At 63.8% G+C, this 7,118-nt stretch carries 6 protein-coding genes; 4 read left to right on the top strand and 2 right to left on the bottom strand.

The annotated features are described in order from the left end of the window. On the top strand, positions 1–941 hold a 941-nt coding region (gene lnt / locus KDH09_05000; protein ID MCB0219032.1), incomplete at its 5' end, for an apolipoprotein N-acyltransferase. Positions 942–990: 49 nt separating this feature from the next. Here lnt and KDH09_04995 read toward each other — a convergent pair. Beyond that, positions 991–1,908, bottom strand: coding sequence for a branched-chain amino acid transaminase (locus tag KDH09_04995; protein ID MCB0219031.1), 918 nt, complete (start codon positions 1,906–1,908; stop codon positions 991–993). Positions 1,909–2,196: 288 nt separating this feature from the next. Between KDH09_04995 and dnaK the strand changes: the two genes are divergently transcribed. From dnaK to KDH09_04980, 3 genes are all read left to right on the top strand, one after another. After that, positions 2,197–4,092: a molecular chaperone DnaK gene (gene dnaK / locus KDH09_04990; protein MCB0219030.1), complete on the top strand. Its 1,896-nt coding sequence runs from the start codon at positions 2,197–2,199 to the stop codon at positions 4,090–4,092. Positions 4,093–4,285: 193 nt separating this feature from the next. After that, entirely contained in the window at positions 4,286–5,344 is a 1,059-nt protein-coding gene (gene clpX / locus KDH09_04985) for an ATP-dependent Clp protease ATP-binding subunit ClpX (protein ID MCB0219029.1), read from the top strand. Between the two features lie 82 nt (positions 5,345–5,426). After that, positions 5,427–6,689 (top strand): hybrid sensor histidine kinase/response regulator, encoded by a 1,263-nt coding sequence (locus KDH09_04980; GenBank protein MCB0219028.1) that lies wholly within the window; start codon positions 5,427–5,429, stop codon positions 6,687–6,689. A gap of 156 nt (positions 6,690–6,845) precedes the next feature. Here the strand turns inward: KDH09_04980 and KDH09_04975 are convergent. Continuing rightward, the coding region (locus KDH09_04975; protein ID MCB0219027.1) for a hypothetical protein at positions 6,846–7,118 on the bottom strand (273 nt) is incomplete at its 5' end.

The following is a 7,118-nucleotide window of genomic DNA, read 5'->3' as shown; positions in this document are numbered from 1 at the left end:
ATGCCCGCCGCGCCGGGATGGAATCGAAGATGAACACGGGCGAGCCCCTGCTGCGCGCCGCGCTCATTCAGGGAAACATCGAGCAGCGCATGAAGTGGGATCCCGAGTGGGAAGAAGAGATCCTCGAAACCTACGAGGATCTCACCCGCAAGGCCGTGGCAGAGGCCAAACAAAACGGCGATCTCGACCTGGTCGTCTGGCCCGAGGCGGCGGTCCCGTTTTTCCCCACTGACGAGAGCGCGCCGGGGTGGCGGCTGCGCCGCCTCGTCAATGAAACGGGCGTGCCGATTCTCTTCGGGGCGCCCCACTACGAGGCGCGCCGCTATTACAACAGCGCCTTCCTCATGCAGCCGGGCGTCGAAGAGCTGATCCGCTATGACAAGAACATCCTCGTTCCTTTCGGTGAGTACGTGCCCCTTACCTGGCTGTTCTTCTTTGTCGACAAGGTAACCGAGGTCGGCGGCACCGATTTTACCCCCGGCATGGGCGCGCGCCCCATCGAGCTTGGCGACACGCGCATCGGCACGTTGATCTGTTATGAGGGAATTTTCCCCGAGCTGGTTCGCGACTTTGAGCGCGGCGGCTCGGACGTGCTGGCCAACATCACCAACGACGCCTGGTTCGGCAACACCAGCGCCCCCTGGCAGCACATGGCCACCGTGCGGATGCGCGCCATCGAGACGCGCAGCTTCGTCCTGCGCGCCGCCAACACCGGCATCACAACCCTCATTGATCCGCTCGGCGTCGCACGCGAGCCGACCCAGCTCAATGAGCGCACCTACCGCATCGTCGCCGCCGGCGAAGATCTCAGCGACACCTTCTACGAGAAATATGGCGACGTTGTCGTGGGGCTCTCCACGCTGGGGATGCTCATCACAGCAGGGTTCGCGTTGATCAGGCGCAAGAAAGCCCCGCCGCCCGAAGAATCCGAAGACGCATAAGAAAAGGGCGGCCCAATGGGCCGCCCTTCTTCGTGGAACAGGGAACTTTCTAGAACTCGGTGAGCCACTTCTTGTAGTCGGCGTCCTCGCCCTTTACCGCGGCGAAGTAGGTCTCGCGCACGGACTTGGTGATGTCGCCGGGACGCCCGTCGCCCACCTTGCGGCCGTCGACCTCGCGAACGGGGGTGATCTCCGCGGCGGTGCCGCACAGGAAGATCTCGTCGGCGATGTAGAGCTCGTCGCGCGTAAAGCGCTCTTCGATCACTTCCAGCCCCTTGGCCCGGGCCACTTCCATCACGGAGGCGCGGGTGATGCCTTCGAGAATCGAGGTCAGCGGCGGGGTCTTGAGCTTGCCGTGGCGCACGATGAAGATGTTCTCGCCCGAGGCTTCCGAGACGTAGCCGTCGGTATCGAGCATGATCGCCTCGTCGTATCCATCGCGCATGGCCTCGCGCTTGGCCAGGATGGAATTGATGTAGTTTCCGCCGGCCTTGCTCTTGGTCATGTGCGTGTTGACGTGCATGCGCTGGTAGCTTGAAACACGCACGCGAATGCCGTTGGCCATGCCATCCTCGCCCAGATAGGCGCCCCACACCCACGCGGCCACGGCCATGTGAATGGGGTTGCTCCGAACGAACAGCCCCATGTCGCCGGCGCCCATGAAGGCAATCGGCCGGATGTAGGCGCCCGTGAGCTTGTTGGCCTGCAGGGTCTCGATGATGGCGTTGCGAACCTGCTCCTGCGAGTAGGGAATTTCCATCTCCAGAATGTGGGCCGAGTCGAAGAGCCGCTGGACGTGCTCGTCCAGGCGGAAGATCGCGCCCTTGCCGCCCGGGACTTCGTAGGAACGTACGCCTTCGAAGACGCTGCTGCCGTAGTGAATGGCGTGCGTGAGCAGGTGAAACTGCGCGTCCGCCCAGTTGATGAGCTTTCCGTCCAACCAGATTTTCTCAGTTGCTGTAACCATGGTCGCGGAATACTAAATGGCGCTTTTTCGCGCGGCAAGGGCCAAGTGCCCAAGAACACTCGGATTTTTCGGCTCCGTCGGGCCCGGCGCTGATTCCCCTTCAGGTGGGGCTCCTCCACCCGCAAAGGGGGCCGGCAGGGCCCGAACCCGCCGGAATTTCTTTGGAAATAGTCCCTTGACCCTCCGTCCATCCGACTTAGTTTAGGGCCCGTGGATGAGACCCGCCGCCAACGCGCTGGCCGGTCCCATCCGACACCAAAAGGAAATCCGAACGGAGGGCAGTTCCTCATGGGCAAGATTATCGGCATTGATCTGGGTACGACCAACTCGTGCGTCGCGGTCATGGAAGGCACCGAGGCACGGGTGATCCCCAACCAGGAGGGTGCACGCACGACCCCCTCGGTCGTGGGCTTCAGCAAGGACGGCGAGGTTCTGGTCGGCCAGGCCGCTCGCCGCCAGGCGGTCATCAATCCCCAGAACACCATCTACTCGGCCAAGCGCTTTGTCGGCCGCAAGTTCGGAGAGATCTCCAACGAATCGAAGATGGTTCCCTACACCGTGATCGAGCACGAAAACGGCGATAGTTGGTTCCAGGTCGGCGACAAGAAGTTCAGCCCGCCCGAGATCAGCGCCCGTGTATTGCAGAAGCTCAAGAAGGCTGCCGAAGACTACCTGGGCGAGGAAGTGACCGAAGCGGTCATCACCGTGCCCGCCTACTTCAACGACTCCCAGCGTCAGGCCACCAAGGACGCCGGCAAGATCGCCGGTCTTGAGGTCAAGCGCATCATCAACGAGCCCACCGCCGCGGCGCTCGCCTACGGGCTCGACAAGAAGTCCAACGAAATGATCGCCGTCTACGACTTCGGTGGCGGCACCTTCGACATTTCGATTCTCGAGGTCGGCGACAACGTCGTCGAAGTGAAGGCGACCAACGGCGATACTCACCTGGGTGGTGACGATCTCGACGATCGCATCATCAGGTGGCTCGCCGATGAGTTCAAGAAGGACTCGGGCCTGGATGTCAGCGGCGACCCCATGGTCATGCAGCGACTCAAGGAAGCGGCCGAGAAGGCGAAGATCGAACTCTCCAGCGCGCTGGAGACGGACATCAACCTGCCCTTCCTCACCGCAGACCAGACCGGTCCCAAGCACCTCAACGTCAAGCTCACCCGCTCGAACTTCGAGAAGATGATCGCCGACCTGGTGGATCGCTCCATCGAGCCGGTCAAGAAGGCGCTGGCCGACGCGGGCCTCAAGCCCAACCAGATCGATGAGGTCGTTCTGGTCGGTGGTTCGACCCGCGTGCCGATCATCGCCCAGAAGGTCAAGGAATACTTCGGCAAGGACCCGCACAAGGGCGTCAATCCCGACGAGGTGGTCGCCATCGGCGCGGCCATCCAGGGCGGCGTGCTCACCGGCGACGTCAAGGACGTACTGCTGCTCGACGTCTCACCCCTCTCACTGGGTATCGAGACCCTGGGCGGCGTGTTCACGCGCCTGATTACGCGCAACACAACCATCCCCACCCGCAAGAGCGAGATTTTCTCCACGGCGGCCGACAACCAGACCTCCGTCGAGATCCACGTCCTGCAGGGCGAGCGCGAGATGGCATCCGACAACAAGACGCTCGGCAAGTTCCATCTGATGGGCCTGCCGGCTGCGCCGCGCGGCATGCCGCAGGTCGAGGTCACCTTCGACATCGACGCCAACGGCATCCTCAATGTCTCGGCCAAGGACAAGGCCACCGGCAAGGAGCAGTCGATCAAGATCGAAGCTTCCTCGGGCCTGTCTTCGGACGAGATCGACAACATGGTCAAGGACGCCGAGGCCCATGCCGACGAGGACAAGCGCAAGCGCGAGAAGGCCGAAGCCCACAACCAGCTCGACACCCTGATCTTCCAGACCGAGAAGACGCTGGGCGAGAACCGCGAGCAGCTCGATGCCGAGACGATCTCGAAGATCGAGGCGGCGCTCGAGGCCGGCAAGAAGACCCTCGAAGAGGGCGACGCCGAGGCCATGAAGAAGGCCACCGAGGAGATCGTCCAGGCCTCCCACAAGATGGCCGAGCTGATGTACCAGAAGGCCCAGGCCGAAGGCGGCGCGGCCCCCGGCGCCGAGGGCGCTGCTGACTCCGAGGGCGGCGACGACAACGTGGTCGACGCCGAGTACCGCGACGTCAACTAAGACGCCGTAACCTGTCTGTTTCAACGGCCCGTCTCTTTGAGACGGGCCGTTTGTTTTTGGGGCGCACCGTGTCATTTGCGCGCGATTGCCCCTCCCCCGCCCCGCCCACTACCCTTGCGAGTGGACCCCAGTCTGTCAGGGAGTGAAAGGAGCGGCTGTGCCACCGGCCCAGACCAAACCGCGCGGCAAGCTCGTGGGGCTCACGCCCCGCAAGATCTACGAGCATCTCGACCGCTACGTCATCGGCCAGCACGAGGCCAAGCGCACCGTTGCAACCGCTGCCTACAACCACTTCAAACGAATCCACCACGCAAACAACGCACAAAAGCAGCTCATCCGCCGCTCCAATATCCTGATGATCGGCCCCACGGGCTGCGGCAAAACCCACATCGCGCGCAACCTGGCCGAGATCCTGGACGTGCCGCTGGCGATCTGTGACGCGACCGAATACACCGAGGCCGGCTACTACGGAAAAGACGCCGAGGTCATGGTCGCCGAGCTGCTCTACCAGGTGGCCGGCGACATCGAGCTGGCCCAGAACGGCGTCATCTTCATCGACGAGATCGACAAGATCGCGCGCAAGTCCAACGGCGCGCGCAACGGCGCGGCCGGGCGCGACATCGGCGGCGAGGGCGTGCAGCAGGCGCTGCTCAAGGTCCTCGACGGCAAACGCATGTTCGTCCCCCTCAATGTCACCCAGCACTGGAATCGCCACGACTTCGTGGAGATGGATACCCAGAACATCCTGTTCATCTGCGCGGGCACCTTCTCGGACCTGCGCCCGGAATTCGATTCGGGCCAGCCCATCGGTTTCGAGAGCGAGGCAGAGCGCGAGGCCCGCAAGGCGTTGCGCAGGCCGGTCTCCACCAAGGAACTCGTCGACTACGGGTTTCTCCACGAACTGCTCGGGCGGCTCCCCGTCATCGTGCAGCTCGATGCCCTGCGGGCCGAGGACCTCATCACCATTCTGCGCGATCCGCCCGATTCCATCCTTCGCGAATACACCGAGGTCCTGGCCATGGACGACGTTACCCTGGAGACCACCGAGGACGCCCTGCTGGAGATGGCCCGCTACGCCCAGGAGCAACGCGTGGGGGCCCGCGGCCTGCGCAGCATCATGGAACGGGTGCTGGCCGACATCCTGTTCGAGGCGCCAGAGCGCGAGGGCCAGACCGCCCGGATCGATGCCGACTTCGTCCGGGAGCGCCTGGCCGACTTTATGCTGAGCGAGAAGACTCCCAGGCCCGATTGACCGGCTTTTGAGCGCACCGGTAGAATCCCTCTCACGATGACGGGCAACGACCCGCGCATTCAGAAATGACAGGCCCACAACCTTGAGCACCCAGACAGATCATCCGCGCATCCTCTACATCGAGGACAACGACGACAACCGCATGCTCGTGCGAAAATTGCTCGAGCGTGAGGGTTTCGAAGTGCTCGAGGCCCTCGATGGGCTCTCGGGGATCGAGGCCGCGCAACGCGAAAAACCCGATCTGATTTTGATGGACCTCAACCTGCCCTTCATGGGCGGCAACGAGGCGGCGACCCGCCTGAAATCCACCCCCGCCCTGGCCGACACCCCGGTCGTCGCCATCTCCGCCAACGTGCTCAAGGGCGACAAGGAACGCAGCCTGGCCGCGGGCTGCGACGGGTTCATCGAAAAGCCCATCGACGTCGAGACCTTTCCCGACGAGGTGCGCAAGTTCCTGGGCGGCCACCGCGAGTCGCTGGCCGAGAGCGCCAACGAGCCGGAATACCTGCGCCAGTACACCCGCGAGCTCGTCGATCATCTCGAGCGCGAACTCAGCGCCCTGCAGACCGCCAACAGCCGGCTCAAGGAAATGGACCGGCTCAAGGACGAGTTCCTGCGCAACCTCTCCCACGAGCTGCGCACGCCGCTCACGCCGATGCGCGGGTATCTCGAATGCTTGAGCACCGGCGACTTCGGCCCCCTCACCGGGGAGCAACAGTCGGCCGTCTCGGCCATCACGAAGGCCTACGAGCGGCTCAAAATGCTCATCGAGAATCTGCTGGCCTTCGCCGGGCTTGAAGCCGGGCGCATCACCTTCCACCACACTTCGTGGTCGGTGGAGCCGCTGCTCAAGGAAGTTGCCGATGCCCGCCGCGCCGACGCCCAGGCGCGCGGGGTTGAAGTGCTGATGGAGGGGCCGGTCGAACGGGTGGAGCTCGTCGCCGATCGCCAGCGCCTGTGCGAAGTGCTCGAACACCTGCTCGACAACGCGATCAAGTTCACGCCCAAGGGCGGCACCGTAAAACTCAGCGCCCGCGCCTTCGACGGCGACATGCCGGGAATCGAGCTCTCCGAGGCAGGCCTCGCCGATCTCGATCCCTCACGCCGCTACGTGGCGCTCAGCGTTTCCGACACCGGAATCGGCATCGCGCCCGAAGTGGCCGAATCGATCTTTCAGGATTTCTACCAGGTCGACGGTGCCGTCAACCGCCGCTTCGAGGGCGTGGGCCTTGGACTGTCCATTTCCCGCCGCATCGTCGAAGCCCACGGCGGCAAGATCGGCGTCGCCAGCCGGCCCGACGAGGGCTCGACCTTCTACGTCGTCATCCCGCTGCTGCCCAGATAAGAAAAGTTATTGGCCGCGGATAAACGCGGATGTGGTTTGATGTAGGGGCGGGGTCTACCCGCCCTTCTGCGTTTCACTGCATTGCCAGACAAGCCGGGCGGGTAGACCCCGCCCCTACAATCCTGAAATTATCCGCGTTCATCCGCGGCAAAATTCCTACTTCGAATCCCGAAGCGCGCCGCGGAAGCCGGCGGGCATCTCTTCGCGCAGGCTGCCCTTGCCGGTGAGGTTGTCCTGGGTGGGGCGGTCTTTTGCGACAAGCGTCGTCGCCCGGCGGAGTGAATCGAAGCCGTAGCGCTCGCGGATCTTATCGACGGCGGCGGCCAGCTCGGCGCGCTCCTCGGCGGCGGGCTCCAGCGCGCCGCGTTCAGCAACGTCGAAGAGCCCCTGCTGCACTGGCGGCGGCGTCTCACACAGTCCGCCGCAGGT

This window comes from Chrysiogenia bacterium (assembly GCA_020434085.1).
GTDB lineage: Bacteria > JAGRBM01 > JAGRBM01 > JAGRBM01 > JAGRBM01 > JAGRBM01.
This window is presented reverse-complemented; position numbering and strand designations above follow the sequence as displayed.